Here is a 20,632-nt window from a genome sequence, read left to right as displayed (position 1 = left end):
CATGTAAAAAGAGGCCTGCGGGACAAGGACTGGTCTCCCGCATGCCTCCTTGCGAGCTTTCCGACTTAGGACAGCCGGAGCTCTTACCCGGCGAGATCGCGCTCGGCGACCTCACGCAGAATTCGTTCTAGCACTTGCTCGATGGAAAGCTCGGTCGAATCCAGCAGGATTGCGTCTGCGGCCGGCTTCAGCGGTGCCACTGCGCGCTGGGTATCGCGCTCATCGCGCGCCCGAATCTCATCGAGAAGACTCGCGAGATTAACATCATCGCCCTTGGCCTTCAACTGCAGGTAGCGGCGGCGAGCACGCTCCTCGGCGCTGGCCGTGAGAAAAACCTTCAGCGGCGCCTCGGTGAACACCACCGTTCCCATGTCGCGGCCATCGGCGACCAGGCCCGGCATTTCCTGGAACGCGCGCTGACGCTGCAGCAGCGCTTCACGCACCGCCGGCAGCGAGGCGACCATGGAAGCGCCCGCCCCCACCTGTTCGTTGCGGATGGCGTCGGTGACTTCCTCGCCTTCGAGAATGATGCGCTTGTCGATGAACTGCACATCCAGATGCGCCGCCAGTTGCTTGAGCGCTTCCTCGTTGGTCAGGTCGATGCCGTGATTACCGGCGGCGAAGGCCAGCAGGCGATACAGGGCGCCGGAGTCGAGCAGGTTCCAGCCCAGCTGCTTGGCCAGCAGCGCGCAGAGCGTGCCCTTGCCCGAGCCGCTCGGCCCGTCGACGGTGATGACCGGGGCGCTCATGCCTTGCCCTCTTCTGCCACGTTGATGCCCACTTCGGCCGCCAGGGCGAGGAAGTTGGGGAAGGAAGTGGCGACGTTGGCGCAGTCGTGAATGCGGATCGGCGCGCTGGCGCGCAGCGAGGCGACGCTGAAGGACATGGCGATGCGGTGATCGCCATGCGCCCAGACCTCACCACCACCGATGGCGCCGCCTTCGATGACGATACCGTCCGGGGTCGGCTCGGCCTTGACGCCCAGCGCGACCAGACCATCGGCCATGACCTGGATACGGTCGGACTCCTTGACCCGCAGCTCTTCGGCGCCACGCAGCACGGTGCGGCCTTCGGCGCAGGCAGCAGCCACGAACAGTACGGGGAACTCGTCGATGGCCAGCGGCACCAGGTCTTCCGGGATATCGATGCCCTTGAGCCTGGCCGCGCGTACACGGATGTCCGCAACCGGCTCGCCGCCGACTTCACGCTGGTTCTCCAGGGTGATGTCGCCGCCCATCAGTTTGAGGATGTCGATCACACCGGTACGGGTCGGGTTGATGCCCACATGCTCGAGCACCAGCTCGGAACCCTCGGCGATGCTGGCAGCGACCAGGAAGAAGGCCGCCGAGGAAATGTCGGCGGGCACCTCGATACGGGTCGCGCTGAGCTTGTGCCCGGACTCGACGCACGCCGTGGCGCCCTCGACGCTGACGGGATAGCCGAAGCCGCGCAGCATGCGCTCGGTGTGGTCGCGAGTCGGCGCCGGCTCGGTCACCGAGGTGCTGCCAGCGGCGTACAGGCCGGCCAGCAACAGGCAGGATTTGACCTGGGCACTGGCCATCGGCATCTCGTACGCCATGCCGGTCAGGCGCTGGCCACCCTTGATGGTCAGCGGAGGACGACCTTCCGGAGCGGTCTCGATCACCGCGCCCATTTCCCGCAACGGCTTGGCCACGCGATTCATCGGGCGCTTGGACAGCGAGGCATCGCCGGTCAGGGTGGTATCGAACGGCTGCGCGGCCAGCAGCCCCGAGAGCAGGCGCATGGAGGTACCGGAGTTACCCATGTACAGCGGGCCGGCCGGCGCCTTCAGGCCATTGAGCCCGACACCATGGATGGTCACGCGGCCATGATGCGGGCCTTCGATGACCACGCCCATGTCGCGAAACGCCTGCAGGGTAGCCAGGGCATCTTCACCCTCGAGGAAACCCTCGACCTCGGTCGTGCCTTCGGCCAGCGAACCCAGCATGATCGAACGATGCGAGATGGATTTGTCACCGGGTACGCGAATACGGCCGGCCAGCGAGCTACCGGGTTTTGCCAGGAAAATCAGATCGGTCGAGTGCATAGCGTCCACATAGGCCCTGCGGGCCAGAATTTTGCTGAAATGTTCGCGGGCCACACGGGCGCGGGTGAACACGCCCAGCAGTTGATGCCCATCCCCAGCGTCGACCGCGTCGCGCAGGGCGTCGAGGTCGTCGCGAAACGTGTCCAGCGTACGCAGCACGGCCTCGCGATTGGCGAGGAAGATATCGTGCCACATCACCGGATCACTGCCGGCGATCCGCGTGAAATCGCGGAAACCACCAGCGGCGTAACGGAAAATCTCCAGATTCTCGCTGCGCTTGGCCAGCGAGTCGACCAGGGTGAAAGCCAGCAGATGCGGGAGATGACTGGTCGCGGCAAGCACCTGGTCATGATGCTCCACCTCCATCACCTCGACAGCCGCCCCCAGCTCGCGCCACAGGCTCTCGACCAGCGCCACGGCTGACTCATCGCTGTGCTCGCAAGGCGTGAGGATGACCTTGTGCCGGCGGAACAAGCCGGCGTTGGCAGCCTCCACCCCGCTCTGCTCGGAACCGGCGATCGGGTGCCCGGGCACCAGGCGCACGTGCTTGCCGGCGAAGGCCAGGCGCGCGGCACGCACGACATTGCCCTTGGCACTGCCGACATCGGTCAGCACCGCCGTGCCGAGATCGAGCTTCGCCAGCTCGGCGAGCAGCTTCTCCATGGCCAGGATAGGCACTGCCAGCTGGATGACGTCGGCACCCTGACAGGCGGTGGCCAGGTCAGACTCGCAGCGATCGACCACCCCCAGCTGCACGGCCAGTCGCCGCGACTCGGCATCCAGGTCGACACCCACCACTTCGCGGCACAGGCCACGCTCACGCAGCCCCTTGGCGAAGGAGCCACCGATCAACCCGAGGCCCACCACCACGAGGCGGCCGATCTTAGGGGCATTCGATTGCACGGCCGTTACAGTCACGCCGAGAGCACCTTGGCCAACGCCTCGAGGAAGCGCGCATTCTCCCTCGGCAAACCGATGGAAACGCGCAGGAAGTTCGGCATACGGTAGCCCGCCATCGGCCGCACGATCACCCCTTCGCGCAGCAGCGCCTGGTTGATCGCGGCGGTGTCGCGCCCGAAGTCGACGGCGATGAAGTTGCCCTTGGACGGAATCCAGCCGAGCCCCAGGGCACGCAAGCCGTCTTCCAGCTGCTGCATGCCGGCGTCATTGAGACGACGGCTCTCGGCCAGGTAGTCGCTGTCGGCCAGGGCCGCGCAGGCGGCGGCCAGCGCCAGGCTGTTGACGTTGAACGGCTGCCGCACCCGATTGAGCACGTCGGCGATGGCCTGCGAGCTGATCGCGTAGCCGACCCGCAGCGACGCCAGGCCATAAGCCTTGGAAAAGGTACGCGAGACCAGCAGATTGGGATAACGCGCGAGGTAGTCCAGACCATCCGGCAGCTCATCACCCTCGGCGTACTCGATGTAGGCCTCGTCCAGCACCACCAGCACCGACTCCGGCACCTTGGCCAGGAAGGCTTCCAGTGCCTCGGGGCCGAACCAGGTACCGGTCGGGTTGTTGGGGTTGGCGATGAACACGACGCGGGTGTCGTCGTCGATCGCGGCGAGCATCGCGTCCAGGTCGTGACCATAGTCCCGGGCCGGCACGATCTTGCCCTGGGCACCGACAGCCTGAGTGGCGATGGGGTACACGGCGAAGGCGTAGTCGCTGAACACGGCATTGAGACCGGGCGCCAGGTAGGCGCGAGCGACCAGCTCGAGGATGTCGTTGGAGCCATTGCCCAGGGTGACCTGCGCCGCATCGACAGCGTAGCGGCTGGCCAGGGCAGCCTTGAGGGTGAAACCGTTGCCATCCGGATAGCGGGTCAGCTCATCCAGCTCGGCACGAATCGCCGCCAGTACCTTGTCGCTGGGGCCCAGCGGGTTCTCGTTGCTGGCCAGCTTGACGATACCGGCCGGATCGAGCCCCAGCTCGCGAGCCAGCTCATCGACCGGCTTGCCTGGCACGTAAGGGGAAAGCTTCTGCACGCCTGGCTGGGCCAGGGTCAGGAAATCACAAGTCATAGCTGCAAGCCTCAAGCTCTAAGCCACAAGCCAGGAGCCAGAGCGCCGCTCACTTGCAGCCTGTGGCTCGCAGCTTGTGGCTGCAGTTTAAAGTACCGCCTTCGGATAGGAACCCAGCACCTTCAGCGCCACGGCGTCCTGAGCCAGTTTTTCCAGCACGTCCTTGATCAGCGGATCGCGATGGTGGCCGATGAAGTCGATGAAGAACACATAGGTCCACTTGCCGCTGCGCGACGGACGGGTCTCGATGCGGGTCAGGTCGATGCCGTTGTTGTGGAACGGCACCAGCAGCTCGTGCAAGGCACCCGGCTTGTTGCGCATGGAGACGATGATCGACGTCTTGTCGTCGCCGGTCGGCGGCACTTCCTGGCTGCCGATGATGAGGAAGCGCGTGGAGTTGTCCGGGCGATCCTCGATCTTCTCGGCCAGCTTGGTCAGGCCATACAGGTTGGCGGCCATGTCCCCGGCGATGGCCGCGCTGTTCCACTCGCTCTTCACGCGCTTGGCCGCATCGGCATTGCTGGAAACCGCCACGCGCTCGACGTTGGGGTAATGCGCATCCAGCCACTTGCGGCACTGCGCCAGCGACTGGGCATGGGAATAGATACGGGTGATCTTGTCGGTCTTGGTGGTCTCGCCCACCAGCAGGTGGTGGTGAATGCGCAGCTCCACCTCACCGCAGATGACCATGTCGTGCTCGAGGAAGCTGTCCAGCGTGTGGTTGATCGCCCCTTCGGTGGAGTTCTCCACCGGCACCACGCCGAAGTTCACCGCGCCGGCGGCGACCTCGCGGAACACCTCGTCGATGGCGGCCATCGGCACGCTGACCACCGCATGGCCGAAGTGCTTCATCGCCGCCGCCTGGCTGAAGGTGCCTTCCGGGCCGAGGTAGGCGACTTTCAGCGGGTTCTCCAGGGCCAGGCAGGAGGACATGATTTCGCGGAACAGCCGCGCCATCTCCTCGTTGCCCAACGGCCCCTGGTTACGCTCCATCACGCGCTTGAGCACCTGGGCTTCACGCTCGGGGCGGTAGAAGACGGGCGACTCGCCCTCCTTCAGCTCCTTCATCTTCACCCGCGCGACTTCTTCAGCGCAGCGCGCACGGTCGCTGATCAGCTCGAGGATACGCTCGTCGAGGTTGTCGATGCGAACCCGCAGCGCCTGCAGTTCCTGCTCGGACATGTCAGCCATGCTCCTTCTCGAACTCGACCATGTAGGCCACCAGCGCCTCGACCGCATCCAGGCCGACGGCGTTGTAGATGGAGGCGCGCATGCCCCCCACCGAGCGGTGCCCCTTGAGGTTGAGCAGGCCACGCTCGTCGGCGCCGGCCAGGAACACCTTGTCCAGCTTCTCGTCGGCCAGACGGAACGGCACGTTCATCCAGGAACGCGCATTGTGCGCGACCGGGTTGCTGTAGAAGTCGCTGCCGTCGATGGTCTTGTACAGCAGGTCTTTCTTGGCGCGGTTGATGCGCTCCATGGCCTCGACGCCGCCCTGCTCCTTCAGCCACTGGAACACCAGGCCGGAGAGGTACCAGGAATAGGTCGCCGGGGTGTTGTACATCGAGCCGTTGTCCGCCGAGACCTTGTAGTCGAGCATGGTCGGGCAGCTCGAACGAGCGCGGCCGAGCAGGTCTTCACGAACGATCACCACCACCAGGCCGCTGGGGCCGATGTTCTTCTGCGCACCGGCGTAGATCAGGCCGAACTGCGAGACATCCAGCGGACGCGAGAGGATGTCCGAGGACATGTCCGCCACCAGGGGCGTGTCGCCCACCTGCGGAATCCAGTCGAACTGCAGGCCGCCGATGGTTTCGTTGCTGCAGTAATGCACGTAGGCGGCATCTTTCGACAGCTGCCAGTCGTTCTGCCCGGGAATGGCGAAATAGTCGTGCGCCTTGGCGCTGGCGGCGACATTGATGGCGCCATAGCGACGCGCTTCTTCGATGGCCTTCTTCGACCAGATACCGGTCTCGACGTAATCCGCCACGCCGTCTTCCGGCAGCAGGTTCAGCGGGATCTCGGCGAACTGCTGGCTGGCACCGCCCTGCAGGAACAGCACCTTGTAATCACTGGGCACAGCGAGCAGATCGCGCAGGTCCTGTTCGGCCTGGCTGGCGATGGCCACGTACTCGTCGCTACGGTGACTCATCTCCATGACCGACAGGCCCTTGCCCTGCCAGTCGAGCATTTCGGCCTGGGCACGTTGCAGTACAGCGGTCGGCAGCGCGGCCGGGCCGGCGCAGAAGTTAAAAGCTCGCTTGCTCACTTCTCTTCTCTCAATTCATTTCGATGGGTTCACCCCATCCTACGACCTGAACCCGCGATCTGTGGGACGGGCCTCAGCGGCGACAGTCGCGGCTGAAGCCCCTCCCACGAGGCGCGCATTTATTCCTCGCTGCCTTCCTCGGCGTCGGCGACCGGTACCTCGGCGCCTTCTTCGGCGACCTCGACGCCCTCCTCACCTTCGAGCAGTTCGTCGTCCTCGACCGGCGTCGGCTCCTGCACACGCTCCAGACCGACCAGGGTTTCATCCTTGGCCAGCTTGATCAGCGTCACGCCCTGGGTGTTACGACCCGAGCTGGAGACTTCGTCGACGCGGGTACGCACCAGCGTGCCCTGGTCGGAGATGAGCATGATTTCCTCGCCGTCCTGCACCTGGATGGCACCGACCAGCTTGCCGTTGCGCTCGCTGGTCACCATGCCGATGACGCCCTGACCACCACGACCGCGACGCGGGAACTTGCCCAGGCCGGTGCGCTTGCCGAAGCCGCGCTCGGATGCCGTGAGGATCTGCGCACCGGACTCGGGAATGAGCATGGAGATCAGTTCCTGATCCTTGCCCAGGCGCATGCCACGCACACCGCGCGCAGTACGACCCATGGTGCGCACCTTGCTTTCGGCGAAACGCAGCACCTTGCCAGCGTCGGAGAACAGCATGACTTCCTTGGCGCCATCGGTGATCGCGGCGGCGATCAGGGTGTCACCCTCTTCCAGGCGCAGTGCGATCAGGCCGGCGCTTCGCGGACGGCTGAACTGCACCAGCGGCGTCTTCTTCACGGTACCGAAGGCGGTGGCCATGAAGATGTAGGCGCCCGTCGGCTCGGCGACCAGCTCGGGGGTTTCGCCCTCGACTTCCTCGACTTCCTCGACCTCGGCGACTTCGACGGCTTCGCCTTCGATCACCACGCCTTCTTCGTCCAGGTCCTCGTCGGCACCGGCGCTCTGCTGCAGGGCCTCGAGGTCGATCTGCAGCATGGCGGTGATGCGCTCACCCTCGTCCAGCGGCAGCAGGTTGACCAGCGGGCGGCCGCGCGCAGTGCGCGACGCCTCGGGGATCTCGAACGTGCGCAGCCAGTACACCTTGCCCTTGCTGGAGAACAGCAGCAGGGTGGCATGGCTGTTGGCGACCAGCAGGTGCTCGACGTAGTCCTCGTCCTTCACCCCGGTGGCCGACTTGCCCTTGCCGCCACGGCGCTGGGCCTCGTAGGCCGCCAGCGGCTGGCTCTTGGCATAACCGCCGTGGGAGATGGTGACGACGCGCTCTTCCTCGGTGATCAGGTCGGCGATGGTCAGGTCCTGACGCGAGGCGATGATCTCGGTACGACGCGCATCGCCGAACTCGGCCTTGACCTTCTCCAGTTCCTCGCGGATGACTTCCATCAGGCGCTCGGGGCTGGTCAGGATACGGATCAGCTCACCGATCAGGGCGAGGATTTCCTGGTACTCGGCCAGCAGCTTCTCGTGCTCCAGACCGGTCAGGCGGTGCAGACGCAGCTCCAGAATGGCTTGCGCCTGTTCCGGCGACAGGTAGTACTTGCCGTCACGCAGACCGTATTGCTCGTCCAGCCCTTCCGGGCGGCAGGAGTCGGCGCCGGCGCGCTCGACCATGGCTTCCACCGCGCTGGATTCCCAGGCCGTGGCAAGCAGACGCTCCTTGGCCTCGGCAGGCGTCGGCGAGGCCTTGATCAGCTCGATCACCGGGTCGATGTTGGACAGCGCCACGGCCTGGCCTTCGAGGATGTGGCCACGCTCGCGAGCCTTGCGCAGCTCGTAGACGGTGCGACGGGTCACCACTTCACGGCGGTGACGGACGAACACCTCGAGCATGTCCTTGAGGTTCATGGTCTTCGGCTGACCGTCGACCAGCGCCACCACGTTGATACCGAACACGCTCTGCATCTGGGTCTGGGCGTAGAGGTTGTTCAGCACCACGTCCGGCACTTCGCCACGACGCAGCTCGATCACCACGCGCATGCCGTCCTTGTCGGACTCGTCACGCAGCTCGGTGATGCCTTCGATCTTCTTCTCTTTGACCAGCTCGGCGATCTTCTCGATCAGACGCGCCTTGTTCAGCTGATACGGCAGCTCGGTGACCACCAGCTGCTGGCGGTTGCCGGACTTGTCGATGTCCTCGACCTCGACGCGGGCACGGATGTAGATGCGCCCGCGACCGGTACGGTAGGCCTCGATGATCCCGGCACGGCCGTTGATGATGCCGGCAGTGGGGAAGTCCGGGCCCGGGATGTACTGCATCAGGTCATCGACGGTCAGCTCGGCGTTGTCGATCAGCGCCAGGCAGCCATCGATCACCTCGGTGAGGTTGTGCGGCGGGATGTTGGTGGCCATGCCCACGGCGATACCCGACGAGCCGTTGACCAGCAGGTTCGGCACCTTGGTCGGCATCACCGCCGGAATCTGCTCGGTGCCGTCGTAGTTCGGCACCCAGTCCACGGTTTCCTTGTCCAGGTCGGCCAGCAGCTCGTGGGCCAGCTTGGTCATGCGCACTTCGGTGTAACGCATGGCGGCGGCGTTGTCGCCGTCCACCGAACCGAAGTTGCCCTGACCGTCGACCAGCAGGTAACGCAGGGAGAAGTCCTGCGCCATCCGCACGATGGTGTCGTACACCGCGGTGTCGCCGTGCGGGTGGTATTTACCGATCACGTCACCGACCACACGGGCGGATTTCTTGTAGGGCTTGTTCCAGTCGTTGCCCAGTTCGCTCATGGCGTACAGCACACGACGGTGGACGGGCTTCAAGCCATCGCGCGCATCCGGCAGCGCACGCCCGACGATCACGCTCATCGCGTAGTCGAGGTAGGACTGTTTCAGCTCGTCTTCGATATTGACCGGGAGGATTTCTTTGGCCAGTTCGCCCATGAGAAGCCTGGTTCCTTTTTCTGGTGAAACTCCGCGTCATTCTTCCTGAACGCCATGGAGCACGTCGCGATAGCTTCGAGCCATCAGCGACTCACGACAAATCAACGAGTTATGTCACGATTCGATGCAGTGAAGGCGGCTGTGACCAGCCCCCCTGAAAACTGCCGGAGATTACCACAAAGCGTGCCGCACACCTACCCCGCGACGGGGAGTGCGCGGCGCACTCAGTGCAGGCGCTTGCGGCACATCAGTTGCGTCATCTTCGCGCTGTCCGGGCGCTCGACCACGCCCTTTTCGGTCACGATGTAGTCGACCAGGTCAGCCGGCGTCACGTCGAACACCGGATTGACCGCATGCACATCCGCCGCCATCCGGTGCCCGGCAACATCCAGCAGCTCACGCCCATCGCGCTCCTCGAGCAGGATGTCCTCGCCACTTTCCAGGTTCATGTCGATGGTCGAGCTGGGCGCCACCACCATCAGCCGCACGCCATGGTGCATGGCGTTGACCGCCAGCTGATAGGTACCGATCTTGTTGGCCACGTCGCCGTTGGCAGTGATGCGATCGGCGCCGACTATCACCCATGTGATGCCCTTGGTCTTCATCAGGTGCGCGGCCGCCGCATCGGCGTTGAGGCTGACCGGCACGCCGTCGCCGGCCAGCTCCCAGGCGGTCAGGCGCGCGCCCTGCAGCCAGGGACGGGTCTCGTCGACATAGACATGCTCGACCAGCCCCTCCAGGTGCGCAGCGCGGATGACCCCGAGCGCGGTGCCAAAACCGCCGGTAGCCAGCGCCCCGGCATTGCAATGGGTCAGCAGCACCTGCGGATTACCCTGGTGCTTGCGAATCAGCTCCATGCCGAGCTGCGCCATGGTCAGGTTGGCCTCACGATCACTGGCGTGAATGCCGATCGCCTCGGTCTCCAGCTGCTGCAGCGCCTGCTCGTCATCCTTGAGCCGCGCCAGGCGCTCGCGCATGCGCTGCAGGGCCCAGGACAGGTTCACCGCAGTAGGACGCGCCTGTTCCAGGCGAGCGAAGTCGACCTCCAGCGCAGCGCGCCAGTCACCACCCGCCTGCAGCCTGGAGCGCGCCGCCAGCACCAGGCCATAGGCCGCAGCGATCCCGATCGCCGGTGCACCGCGCACCACCATGTCGCGAATCGCATCCGCCACCGCTGCCGCGGAGTCGTAGCGCAACCAGGTCTGCCGATGCGGCAACAGGCGCTGGTCGAGCAGATAAAGCGCACCATCGCGCCACTCGATCGCCTGGACCTTCTCCACCGCCAGCAATTGCTCGCGCATTGCGCACCCCACCCTTAACCATCAAAAAATCGCGGATTATACGCAGAGAAGCAGGCGCCAACCGAACAATCCAGCAGCCCCGGCGACTTCAAGCAACGCGCGTTCATCTATACACTGGCGGCCTTCCATGCAGCCTTCAAGCCAGACGGACACGCTCCCATGCCCCAAGCCCCTCTCGACCTTCTGCTCCTGCCGACCTGGCTGGTGCCCGTGGAGCCGGCTGGCGTGGTGCTGCGCGAGCACGGCCTGGGCATTCGCGACGGGCACATCGTGCTGATCGCCCCGCGCGCCGAGGCCCTGTGCCATCCCGCCAGCGAGGTGCGCGAACTGCCGGACTGCCTGCTCGCCCCCGGCCTGATCAACGCCCACGGCCATGCGGCGATGACCCTGCTGCGCGGCATCGCCGACGACCTGCCGCTGATGACCTGGCTGCACGAGCACATCTGGCCGGCCGAGGGCAAATGGGTCGACGAGGCCTTCGTGCGCGACGGCACCGACCTGGCCATCGCCGAACAGATCAAGGGCGGCATCAGCTGCTTCTCCGACATGTACTTCTACCCGCAGACGGCCGTCGAGTGCGTGCACAAGGCGGGCGTACGCGCGCAGATCACCGTACCCGTGCTGGACTTCCCCGTCCCCGGCGCACTCAACGCCGCCGAGGCGCTGCGCAAGGGCCTGCAACTGTTCGACGACCTCAAGCAGCACCCGCGCATCCGCATCGCCTTCGGCCCGCATGCGCCCTACACGGTCAGCGACGACAAGCTCGAACAGGTGCGCATGCTGGCCGACGAGCTGGATGCCGGCATTCACATGCACGTGCATGAAACCGCCCAGGAAGTCGCCGAGGCCGTCGCCAAGCACGGCGAGCGCCCCCTGGCCCGCCTGGCCCGCCTGGGCCTGCTCGGCCCGCGCTTCCAGGCCGTGCACATGACCCAGATCGACGACGACGACCTGGCCCTGCTGGTCGAGCACAACTGCAGCATCGTCCATTGCCCGGAGTCCAACCTCAAGCTGGCCAGCGGCTTCTGCCCGCTCGAGCGCCTGTGGCAGGCCGGCGTCAACGTCGCCATCGGCACCGACGGCGCCGCCAGCAACAACGACCTGGACCTGCTCGGTGAAACGCGCACCGCCGCCCTGCTGGCCAAGGCCGTATCGGGCTCGGCCACGGCCCTGAACGCCCACAGCGCGCTGCGCATGGCCACGCTCAACGGTGCTCGCGCCCTCGGCCTGGACGCCCAGGTCGGCTCGCTGGAAACCGGCAAGCTGGCCGACCTCGTCGCCTTCGACCTCTCCGGCCTGGCCCAGCAACCGGTCTATGACCCGGTATCGCAGCTTGTCTATGCCAGCGCTCGCGACTGCGTGAAACACCTCTGGGTGGGCGGCAAGCAATTGCTGGACGAGGGCCGCCTGACCCGCATGGACGAGCGCGAACTGATCGCCAGGGCCAGGGACTGGGGCAGGAAAATCGGCAGAGGCTCGCCCGAACCTGCGACAAACTGACATACATTGAACGAACCCGCGCCGCCCCACGCCAGGACTTAAACTGGCAACATGACGGCGATACGCTTTCCATGCTTTGAAAGAGATGCTTATGAGCAACGTCGACCGCGCCGAAATCGCCAAATTCGAGGCCCTGGCACACCGCTGGTGGGACCGCGAGAGCGAGTTCAAACCCCTGCACGACATCAACCCGCTGCGGGTCAACTGGATCGATGAACGCGTCAGCCTGGCCGGCAAGCGCGTGCTGGACGTCGGTTGCGGCGGTGGCATCCTCAGCGAGGCCATGGCCCAGCGCGGCGCGACGGTCACCGGCATCGACATGGGCGAAGCCCCGCTCTCCGTCGCCCAGCTGCACCAGCTGGAGTCCGGCGTCGAGGTCGAATACCGGCAGATCACCGCCGAAGCCATGGCCGAGGAGATGCCCGGCCAGTTCGACGTGGTCACCTGCCTGGAGATGCTCGAGCACGTGCCGGACCCCTCCTCGGTGATCCGCGCCTGCCACAAGCTGGTCAAGCCGGGCGGCCAGGTGTTCTTCTCCACCATCAACCGCAACCCCAAGGCCTACCTGTTCGCCGTCATCGGCGCCGAGTACATCCTGCGCCTGCTGCCACGCGGCACCCACGACTTCAAGAAGTTCATCCGCCCCTCCGAGCTCGGCGCCTGGAGCCGCGCGGCGGGCCTCGAGGTCAAGGACATCATCGGCCTGACCTACAACCCGCTGACCAAGCACTACAAGCTGGAAGCGGATGTCGACGTCAACTACATGATCCAGACGCTGAGGAAAGACTGATGCGTTTGCGCGCAGTTCTGTTCGACATGGACGGCACCCTCCTCGATTCGGCGCCGGACTTCATCGCCATCACCCAGGCCATGCGCGCCGCTCGTGGCCTGCCGCCGCTGGCGGACAAGGCCATTCGTGACCAGGTTTCCGGCGGTGCTCGCGCCATGGTCGCCTGCGCCTTCGACGAGGACCCGGATTCCGCGGCCTTCGAGACCCTGCGCCAGGAGTTTCTCGAGCGCTACCAGGAACACTGCGCGGTCCTGACGCGCCCGTTCGACGGCATCGAGGCACTGCTCGGCGACATCGAGCTGGCCCGCCTGCAGTGGGGCGTCGCCACCAACAAGCCGGTGCGCTACGCCGAGCCGATCATGCAGCACCTCAATCTCGCCGAGCGTTCGGCGGTGCTGGTCTGCCCGGATCACGTCAAGCAGAGCAAGCCGGCCCCGGACATGCTGCTGCTCGCCTGCCAGCAGATGAACGTCAAGCCCGAGGAAGTGCTGTTCATCGGCGATGACGCCCGCGACATCGAATCGGGTCGCGCCGCCGGCTGCCGTACCGCCGCCGTGACCTACGGCTATATCCACCCCGAAGACAACCCGCGCAACTGGGGGGCCGACGTCGTGGTCGACCACCCGCAGGAACTGCGCGCGGTGCTCGACCGCGCCCTGTGCGGCTGCTGACGCAGCAGCCGCACGCGCCACACCAGGCATGCTGCCTGCCCCCGTCTTTCGCTTTATCTTGAGACTTGCAGCCCGAGGCTTGCAGCTCGCCGAAGGAGATTGTTCATGTTCGATTACAGCGCCCGCCCAGACCTGCTCAAGGATCGCGTCATCCTGATCACCGGCGCCGGCCGGGGTATCGGTGCCGCCGCTGCCAAGAGCTTCGCGGCCCACGGCGCGACCGTGCTGCTGCTGGGCAAGACCGAAGCCAACCTGAGCCAGGTCTATGACGAGATCGAGGCGGCCGGTCACCCGCAGCCGGTGGTGATCCCCTTCAACCTGGAAACCGCCCTGCCGCACCAGTACGACGAGCTGGCGGTGATGATCGAGAACGAGTTCGGGCGCCTCGACGGCCTGCTGCACAACGCCTCAGTCCTCGGCCCGCGCACGCCGCTGGAACAACTCTCCGGCGACAATTTCATGCGCGTGATGCACATCAACGTCAACGCCATGTTCATGCTCAGCAGCACCCTGCTGCCCCTGCTCAAGCTGTCGCAGGACGCCTCCGTCGCCTTCACCTCCAGCAGCGTCGGCCGCAAGGGGCGCGCCTACTGGGGCGCCTACGCGGTCTCCAAGTTCGCCACCGAAGGGCTGATGCAGGTGATGGCCGACGAACTGGACGGTATCAGCAACGTGCGCGCCAACAGCATCAACCCCGGCGCTACGCGCACCGCCATGCGTGCCCAGGCCTATCCGGGAGAAAACCCGGCCACTCGCCCGCTACCCGAAGACATCATGCCGCTGTACCTCTACCTGATGGGGCCGGACAGCAAAGGGGTCAACGGTCAGGCCTTCGACGCCCAGTGACCCGCCCACTGCGGGCCGCAGGCAGCTGCGGCCCGCCGCATGACAGAAATCTGCCACCACCCTGCCCTGGCGGCAGCACATTGCCAGCACTGGCGTCAGACAACCGGCAAACGCTTACCACGTGACATTTTTTCAACCGGCTAAGTGACTGACTTCACAGGAGTTTCAGCTCACTTGAACCACTTGGCATGATATTCGCTCTAACCCTCTCGTCGCACCATCGCGCCAGAGGTTCTGCTCCATGGTCCCCCCCAGCCGTTCCAACACCATCGATTTCGACGCGGCCAAGCTGCAGCGTCTCGGCTTCGCCGGCAATCGCAACCTGCCGCTCAAGCCCGCCAGCCTTGTGGAGCTGTACCATCAGCTGAGCCTGCAACTGCAGACCAGCCTGGATGCGGAGCGCATCCTCAACCTGTTCTTCCGCGAAGTGCAGCGCCTGGTGCCACTCGACGCCCTGGCCTTCCAGCACCCGTCGCAGGACCTGCGCCTGGAACTGGGGGAACGCGCGCCGCACTCGGCCGGCTATCGCCTGAGCCATGAGGGGGAATACCTGGGCGAACTGATCTTCAGGCGCAAGCAGCGCTTCTCCGAAGAGGAGCTGGTGCAACTGGAGGCGCTGCTGGCTTGCCTGCTGTTCCCGCTGCGCAATGCCCTGCTCTACCGCACGGCCCTGCAGAGCGCGCTGCGCGACCCGCTGACCGATACCGGCAACCGCATCGCCATGGACCAGGTGCTGCAGCGCGAGGTGGATCTGGCCCGCCGCAACCTGCAGCCGCTGTCCCTGCTGATGCTGGACATCGACCACTTCAAGTCGATCAACGACAACCATGGCCACGCACTGGGCGACGAAGTGCTCAAGGCCGTGGCCCAGACCCTGAAGAATCAGCTGCGCAACATCGACATGGTGTTCCGCTTCGGCGGCGAGGAATTTCTGGTCGTGCTCTCGGGCACCAGTCGTGAGGGCGCAGCCCTGGTCGGCGAACGCCTGCGCTTCGCGGTGATGGAGCTGCAATGCCTGGACGCCGGCCGCCCCATCGACGTGTCGATCAGCCTTGGCTGCGCCTGCCTGCTGCCCGGCGAGTCGAGTGAAAGCCTGCTGCGCCGCGCCGACAACGCCCTCTACGTGGCCAAGCGCGAAGGACGCAACCGCCTGTCGATGGCAGGCTGAAAGCGCACCACGCCGGCAATGAAAAAGGGACTCCATGGAGTCCCTTTTTTCATCACTCAGCGCTTGCGGCCAAAGCCTGGGCGCTGACCATCGCCAGTGGGCGAACGCTTGTCCGGCCCTGCCGGACGCGGCTTGCGGGCGGGGCGATCGGCGAGTTCGACCGCCGGGCGCGGCTGGCGCTTCTTGGTATCGCCCGGACGCTCGGCGACCGGCGTACCACGCCCACCCTCACGGCGTTCATCGGCACCCTTGCGCGGCGCACGCCCCGGACGGGCCTCGCCAGCGGCTTCGTCCTTGGCCGGACGCAGCACGCGCTTGCCGCGCACGTCCACCGGCTTGGCCGACTTGCGCTGCAGGCGGTCGAGCTTCTCGCGGGTCTTTTCCTTCATCGCCGGCAACGCCTGCGGGGTGAGCCCGACTTCGGCGCTGAGGATGTCGACCTCGCGCTGATCCATCTCGCGCCAGCGCCCCATGGTCAGGTTGGAGGTCAGGAACACCGGGCCGAAGCGCACGCGCTTCAGACGGCTGACCACCAGCCCCTGGGATTCCCACAGACGGCGCACCTCGCGGTTGCGGCCTTCCATCACCACGCAGTGGTACCAGTGGTTGAAGCCTTCACCGCCAGGCGCTTCCTTGATGTCGGTGAACTTGGCCGGACCGTCCTCGAGCATGACGCCCTTCTTCAGGTTCTCGAGCATTTCCTCGGTCACCTCGCCGCGTACCCGCACCGCGTATTCGCGGTCCATCTGGTAGGACGGGTGCATCAGGCGGTTGGCCAGCTCACCATCGGTGGTGAACAGCAGCAGGCCGGTGGTGTTGATGTCGAGGCGGCCGATGTTGATCCAGCGGCCCTCCTTCGGTCGCGGCAAGCGGTCGAAGACGGTCGGACGGCCTTCCGGATCGTCGCGGGTGCAGATCTCGCCATCGGGCTTGTTGTAGATCAGCACGCGGCGTACCGAGCCGGCGATCTCTTCGCGCTTGAGCAGGCGCCCATCGAGCGCGATGGCGTCGTGACTGTCGACGCGCTGGCCGAGGGTCGCGGCAACGCCATTGACCTTGACGCGGCCTTCGCCGATCCAGGTCTCGATCTCACGACGTGAGGCCAGCCCCATGCGGGCCAGTACTTTCTGCAGTTTCTCGCCTGCAGGGCGTGGTTGTTCGTGTTCGTTCATCTGGGCACCTCCCGGTGTGACAAGGGTAGAAACGGGCGCGAATCATACGCGTGTGGGCTCCTGAAGCCTAGCAGGCCAGGCGCAAGCGGGGAAAATCGCTAAAAATTCCCACCCAGCGGGAACCTGATTTCACTAGACGAAAAAAATCATCAAGGATGCCGAGCATGAACTATTCGAACCCCACCGACCGCCTGCTGCAGATTCTCGTCACCCTGGGCCGCTCGCCACAGGCGCTGTCGGCCAAGGAACTGTCGGCCAGCCTGGGCCAGCCGCTGAGCAGCACCTACCGGCACCTCAACACCCTGCTGCGCTGGGGCCTGGCCGAAGACCAGGGCCACGGTCGCTACCTGCCGGGACCGGCCTGCCTGCTGCTGGCCAAGCGCTTCGACCGCGACTCGACCCTGGTCAGCCTGGCCAAGCCCGAGCTGCGGCGCCTGGCCGAGCTGAGCAAGGAAAGCGTCGGGCTGATGCTGCCGAGCAACGGCCAGGTGATCTGCGTGGAGCTGATCGACAGCCCGCAGCCGCTGCGCTGCTGCTACCAGAAAGGCCTGGCCCAGCCGCTGCTGCACGGCGCCTCGGCCAAGACCCTGCTGGCCCACCTGGAGCCCAGCGAGCTCGAGGCGCTGCTGACCCAGCAGGGGCTGGACGCCAGTCAACACGCAGCGCTGCGCGAAGAGCTGGAGCAGATTCGCGCCTGCGGCTACAGCACCAGCCTGGGCGAGATCGACGAGGGCGTGTGGGGCGTGAGCGCCGCCCTGCTCGACAGCCGTGGCCGCCTGCACGGCGCGCTGAGCCTGATGGGCCCGGCCAGCCGCGTTCAGCCGCGCGCAGAGCAGCTGCAACGCTGGACCCTGGAGAGCGCCGCGCGAGTCAGCGCGCGCCTGGACTGAGACGAGAGAGAACGAACCCCATGCACGCACACCTGGACATGACCCCCTGGCAAGGCCGCATCGACGCCGGCGAAGGCAGCGGTGCCCGGCGCTGGCACCAGTGGGTACAGCCACTGGACCACGCGCCACAGCCCCCAGGCGTGGCCCTGCTGGGCTTCGCCTGCGACGAGGGCGTGCAGCGCAACCAGGGGCGCCCCGGTGCCTGCGAAGGCCCGCTGGCCCTGCGCCGGGCCCTGGCCAATCTCGCCTGGCACGCGCCCCATGCCCTCTACGATGCCGGTGACGTGCGCTGCGAGGATGCCGACCTGGAGCAGGCCCAGCAGCGCTTTGCCGCCGATATCCGCCACCTGCTCGACGCCGGCCACCTGCCGCTGGGCCTCGGCGGCGGCCATGAGATCGCCTTCGCCAGCTACAGCGGCCTGGCCGATCACCTGGCCGAACACGCCCCCGAGGCACGCATCGGCATCCTCAACTTCGATGCCCATTTCGACCTGCGCCACGCCGAGCGGGCCTCCTCGGGCACGCCGTTTCGCCAGATCGCCGAGCGCTGCGCGCGCCAGGGCCAGCCGTTCCACTACTGCTGCCTGGGTGTCAGCCGGCCCAACAACACCGTCGCGCTGTTCGCCGAGGCCGAGCGCCTCCAGGTGCGTTACCTGCTCGACCACCAGATGCACGCCGGCAACCAGGCGCAGATCGAGCAGACCCTGGAACGTTTTCTCGGCGAGATCGACCAGCTCTACCTGACCCTGTGCCTGGACGTGCTGCCCGCCGCCCAGGCGCCCGGCGTCAGCGCCCCGTCCGCGCATGGCGTGGAGCTGGCGCTGGTGGAACGCCTGCTGCGCCTGGTCAAGGCCAGCGGCAAGCTGCGCCTGGCCGACATCGCCGAACTCAACCCGCGTCTGGACATCGACGCCCATACCGCTCGCTGCGCCGCACGCCTGGCCGCCTGCCTGCTCGAGTGACCCCTGCCACCGCCCACCCCTAGAGAACAATGACAATGATGACTCTTAACCTCGACGCCCTGACCACCACGGCGCTCGCCTTGCTGCTGCTCGGCGGCGGCGTGCTGCTCAAGCGCCACAGTCGCGTGCTGACCTTCCTCTGCGTACCGGCACCGGTGGTCGCCGGTTTCGGCTTCGCCCTGCTGATCTGGCTGCTGCGCAAGCTCGGCGTGCTCGAACTGACCCTCGACACCGCCCTGCAAGGCCCGCTGATGGTGGCCTTCTTCACCACCGTCGGCCTCGGCGGCAGCCTCGGCCTGCTGCGTCACGGTGGCAGGACGCTGTTCATCTACCTCGGCGCCTGCTGGGCGCTGGCCATCCTGCAGAACCTGGTCGGCGTCGGCGCCGCCGGGCTGTTCAACCTCGACCCGCTGCTGGGCCTGATGGCCGGCGCGGTGTCGCTCGAAGGCGGCTTCGGCGCGGCGGCGGCATTCGGCCCGGTGGCCGAAGGGCTCGGCGCCCAGGGCGCGGCCACGGCGGCGCTGGCCGCGGCCACCTTCGGCATGGTCGCTGGCGGCCTGCTCGGCACACCGGTAGCACGCTGGCTGATCAGCCGCCACCAGCTGCGCCTGGACAGCCACAACAGCGCCGAGCTGAGCCAGCTCGAACGCGCCAGCCAGGGCAGCGTGGGCACGCTCGACAGCGCCACCCTGCTGCGTCTGCTGACCTGCATCCTGGTGATCATGGTGCTGGGTTTCTGGCTCGGCGGCGCGCTCGATGCGCACCTGGGCGTGGTCCTGCCGAGCTACGTCGGCGCCATGTTCGTGGCCATCATCGTGCGCAACCTGAATGACCGCATGCGCCTGCTGGAACTGCCCGACAGCGCCATCAGCACCCTGGGCGACGTCAGCCTCGGGCTGTTCCTGACCATGGCGATGATGAGCCTGAAGTTCTGGGAGCTGGAACAACTCGGCCTGCCGCTGCTGGGCGTGCTGCTGATCCAGGTGGTGATCATGCTGCTGACCGTGTTCGTGCTGTTCCGCCTGCTCGGCCGCGACTACGACGCCGCCGTGCTCTGCGCCGGCTTCATGGGCCACGGCCTGGGCGCCACGCCCAACGCGGTGGCGAACATGGGCGCGGTCTGCGAGCACTACAAGGTGTTTTCCTACAAGGCGTTCATCATCGTGCCGCTGTGCGGCGCCGTGCTGATCGATATCGTCGCGCTGCCGGCGATCACCTGGTTCATCAACGCCTTCGCCGGTTGATACAGCGGGCGGCGGACCTCAGTCGTCCGCCGCTGGCCGTGGCTCGGGCTCGTCCGCTTCCAGCGCCTCGGGTTCGGGTTCGGACTCCGGCTCGGGCAAGTCGTCGAAATCGGTCTTGAGCCCCAGCTCCATGGTGTCGAGTTCGGCCAGCAGGCTGCGGAAACTGGTTTCCTCCCGTGGCTCGGCGGCCTCGCCCTCCTCCTGCAGCGCCAGATCGGCGCGCGCCTGCAGCCCTTCCGGCACTTCCGCCTCGTCATCCAGCGCCAGTTGCGGCTCGGGTTCCAGCTCCCGCAGCGCGGCCAGCGGCGGCAGTTCGTCGAGGCTCCTGAGGTTGAAGTGATCGAGAAAGCCCTTGGTGGTGGCGAACATCGCCGGCCGCCCCGGGACGTCGCGATAGCCCACCACGCGAATCCACTCGCGCTCGAGCAGGGTCTTGGTGATGTTGCTGTTGACCGCCACGCCGCGTACATCCTCGATCTCGCCACGGGTGATCGGCTGCCGATAGGCGATCAGCGCCAGGGTTTCCAGCAGCGCGCGCGAGTAGCGCTGCGGCCGCTCCTCCCACAGCCGTCCGACCCAGGGGGCGAAGCGCTCACGCACTTGCAGGCGGTAGCCCGAAGCGACTTCCTTCAGTTCGAATGCACGCCCCTCGCAGCTGCGCGCCAGGATGCCCAGGGCCTCGCGAAAGACGCCGCTGTCCGGACGCTCGTGCTCCTCGAACAGCTCGAACAGGCGCTCCAGGGACATGGGCTTGCCTGCCGCCAGGAGCAGGCCTTCGAGCACGGTGGCAAGCTGGTGCGGATCGGACAGCGTCATGATCTGGCAAACCTGGGGGC

General features: G+C 66.3%; 17 protein-coding genes. 8 read left to right on the top strand and 9 right to left on the bottom strand.

Annotation, left to right across the window (positions count from 1 at the left end; genetic code table 11):
* Positions 1 to 83 precede the first annotated feature (83 nt).
* The 7 genes from cmk to mtnA form a co-directional block, all read right to left on the bottom strand.
* On the bottom strand, positions 84 to 749 hold the full coding sequence (gene cmk / locus E4487_RS20775; protein WP_037054123.1) for a (d)CMP kinase: 666 nt from the start codon (positions 747 to 749) through the stop codon (positions 84 to 86).
* A complete protein-coding gene (locus tag E4487_RS20770; protein WP_134678180.1) occupies positions 746 to 2,986 on the bottom strand; it encodes a bifunctional prephenate dehydrogenase/3-phosphoshikimate 1-carboxyvinyltransferase in 2,241 nt (746 codons plus the stop codon). Before E4487_RS20770 ends, cmk begins: the two co-directional genes overlap by 4 nt.
* Complete coding sequence (gene hisC / locus E4487_RS20765; protein WP_175254268.1) at positions 2,983 to 4,092, bottom strand: histidinol-phosphate transaminase; 1,110 nt, start codon at positions 4,090 to 4,092, stop codon at positions 2,983 to 2,985. The genes E4487_RS20770 and hisC overlap by 4 nt, the downstream gene beginning before the upstream one ends.
* Positions 4,093 to 4,179: 87 nt before the next feature.
* Entirely contained in the window at positions 4,180 to 5,274 is a 1,095-nt protein-coding gene (pheA, locus tag E4487_RS20760) for a prephenate dehydratase (RefSeq protein ID WP_373921553.1), read from the bottom strand.
* A 1-nt stretch (position 5,275) separates the two neighbouring features.
* Positions 5,276 to 6,361, bottom strand: a complete 1,086-nt coding sequence (gene serC, locus E4487_RS20755; protein WP_175254266.1) for a 3-phosphoserine/phosphohydroxythreonine transaminase — start codon at positions 6,359 to 6,361, stop codon at positions 5,276 to 5,278.
* Positions 6,362 to 6,480: 119 nt separating this feature from the next.
* The gene (gyrA, locus tag E4487_RS20750; protein WP_175254265.1) at positions 6,481 to 9,252 is read right to left on the bottom strand and encodes a DNA gyrase subunit A; all 2,772 of its coding nucleotides are present in this window, start codon (positions 9,250 to 9,252) and stop codon (positions 6,481 to 6,483) included.
* Between the two features lie 224 nt (positions 9,253 to 9,476).
* A complete protein-coding gene (gene mtnA, locus E4487_RS20745; protein ID WP_175254264.1) occupies positions 9,477 to 10,553 on the bottom strand; it encodes an S-methyl-5-thioribose-1-phosphate isomerase in 1,077 nt (358 codons plus the stop codon).
* A gap of 159 nt (positions 10,554 to 10,712) precedes the next feature.
* Between mtnA and E4487_RS20740 the strand changes: the two genes are divergently transcribed.
* The 5 genes from E4487_RS20740 to E4487_RS20720 all read left to right on the top strand — a co-directional run bounded on the left by E4487_RS20740 (position 10,713) and on the right by E4487_RS20720 (position 15,528).
* A complete protein-coding gene (locus E4487_RS20740) occupies positions 10,713 to 12,053 on the top strand; it encodes a TRZ/ATZ family hydrolase (protein ID WP_175254263.1) in 1,341 nt (446 codons plus the stop codon).
* A gap of 91 nt (positions 12,054 to 12,144) precedes the next feature.
* The gene (ubiG, locus tag E4487_RS20735) at positions 12,145 to 12,843 is read left to right on the top strand and encodes a bifunctional 2-polyprenyl-6-hydroxyphenol methylase/3-demethylubiquinol 3-O-methyltransferase UbiG (protein WP_037054140.1); all 699 of its coding nucleotides are present in this window, start codon (positions 12,145 to 12,147) and stop codon (positions 12,841 to 12,843) included.
* Positions 12,843 to 13,514, top strand: a complete 672-nt coding sequence (gene mupP / locus E4487_RS20730) for an N-acetylmuramic acid 6-phosphate phosphatase MupP (protein ID WP_175254262.1) — start codon at positions 12,843 to 12,845, stop codon at positions 13,512 to 13,514. The genes ubiG and mupP overlap by 1 nt, the downstream gene beginning before the upstream one ends.
* A 105-nt stretch (positions 13,515 to 13,619) precedes the next feature.
* Positions 13,620 to 14,360 (top strand): YciK family oxidoreductase, encoded by a 741-nt coding sequence (locus E4487_RS20725; protein ID WP_037054145.1) that lies wholly within the window; start codon positions 13,620 to 13,622, stop codon positions 14,358 to 14,360.
* A gap of 241 nt (positions 14,361 to 14,601) precedes the next feature.
* Positions 14,602 to 15,528 (top strand): GGDEF domain-containing protein, encoded by a 927-nt coding sequence (locus tag E4487_RS20720; protein WP_150609223.1) that lies wholly within the window; start codon positions 14,602 to 14,604, stop codon positions 15,526 to 15,528.
* Between the two features lie 56 nt (positions 15,529 to 15,584).
* On the opposite strand, the gene rluB is transcribed toward E4487_RS20720, so the two are convergent.
* Positions 15,585 to 16,700, bottom strand: coding sequence for a 23S rRNA pseudouridine(2605) synthase RluB (gene rluB, locus E4487_RS20715; RefSeq protein ID WP_152488478.1), 1,116 nt, complete (start codon positions 16,698 to 16,700; stop codon positions 15,585 to 15,587).
* Positions 16,701 to 16,864: 164 nt separating this feature from the next.
* Between rluB and E4487_RS20710 the strand changes: the two genes are divergently transcribed.
* The 3 genes from E4487_RS20710 to gltS are packed head-to-tail and all read left to right on the top strand — an operon-like array spanning position 16,865 to position 19,796.
* Positions 16,865 to 17,590 carry an IclR family transcriptional regulator gene (locus tag E4487_RS20710; RefSeq protein ID WP_175254261.1) on the top strand — a complete coding sequence of 242 codons (726 nt, stop codon included), beginning with the start codon at positions 16,865 to 16,867 and terminating at the stop codon, positions 17,588 to 17,590.
* Positions 17,591 to 17,610: 20 nt separating this feature from the next.
* Positions 17,611 to 18,552 carry a formimidoylglutamase gene (hutG, locus tag E4487_RS20705; protein WP_175254260.1) on the top strand — a complete coding sequence of 314 codons (942 nt, stop codon included), beginning with the start codon at positions 17,611 to 17,613 and terminating at the stop codon, positions 18,550 to 18,552.
* A gap of 35 nt (positions 18,553 to 18,587) precedes the next feature.
* Positions 18,588 to 19,796 carry a sodium/glutamate symporter gene (gene gltS / locus E4487_RS20700; RefSeq protein ID WP_175254259.1) on the top strand — a complete coding sequence of 403 codons (1,209 nt, stop codon included), beginning with the start codon at positions 18,588 to 18,590 and terminating at the stop codon, positions 19,794 to 19,796.
* A gap of 18 nt (positions 19,797 to 19,814) precedes the next feature.
* Here gltS and scpB read toward each other — a convergent pair whose 3' ends face one another.
* A complete protein-coding gene (scpB, locus tag E4487_RS20695; RefSeq protein ID WP_134678189.1) occupies positions 19,815 to 20,612 on the bottom strand; it encodes an SMC-Scp complex subunit ScpB in 798 nt (265 codons plus the stop codon).
* Positions 20,613 to 20,632: the final 20 nt, after the last annotated feature.

It is taken from the genome of Pseudomonas sp. BMW13 (assembly GCF_013357275.1).
GTDB lineage: Bacteria > Pseudomonadota > Gammaproteobacteria > Pseudomonadales > Pseudomonadaceae > Aquipseudomonas > Aquipseudomonas khazarica.
Note: the sequence above shows the minus strand (reverse complement) of the source record. Positions and strands in the feature narration are given on the sequence as shown.